This window comes from Pseudomonas sp. SIMBA_067, assembly GCF_046534675.1.
GTDB classification, from domain to species: Bacteria; Pseudomonadota; Gammaproteobacteria; order Pseudomonadales; family Pseudomonadaceae; genus Aquipseudomonas; species Aquipseudomonas putida.
Genome location: NZ_JAWRYH010000126.1, coordinates 1 through 357, shown reverse-complemented (window position 1 = coordinate 357; position 357 = coordinate 1). Strand labels below are relative to the sequence as shown.

Annotated in this window: 1 protein-coding gene; it reads left to right on the top strand. The window is 70.9% G+C overall.

All coding sequences use genetic code 11. The features are described 5' to 3' along the window. Positions 1-357 (top strand): endolytic transglycosylase MltG (locus SB765_RS28355; protein ID WP_410932318.1); only part of this gene is annotated, 357 nt, incomplete at both ends.

The following is a 357-nucleotide window of genomic DNA, read 5'->3' as shown; positions in this document are numbered from 1 at the left end:
CGACCTGCGCGAACCGACGCCCTACAACACCTACACCATGACTGGCTTGCCGCCGACGCCGATCGCGATGGTCGGGCGCGAGGCTATTCACGCTGCGCTCAATCCGGCCACTGGCACCAGCCTGTACTTCGTTGCCCGCGGCGATGGCAGCCATGTGTTCTCCGACGACCTGGACGACCACAATTCGGCGGTGCGCGAGTTCCAGCTCAAGCGGCGTGCGGATTACCGCTCGAGCCCGGCGCCGCAGGCCCAGCCGGGTGCCAGCGAGGCCACCGAGCCCGATGCGCCCGCAGCGGACCAGCCGTCTGCGCAGCCTGAGCCCGACGCGGCCCCCGTGCAGCAATCGGCCCCGGCCGG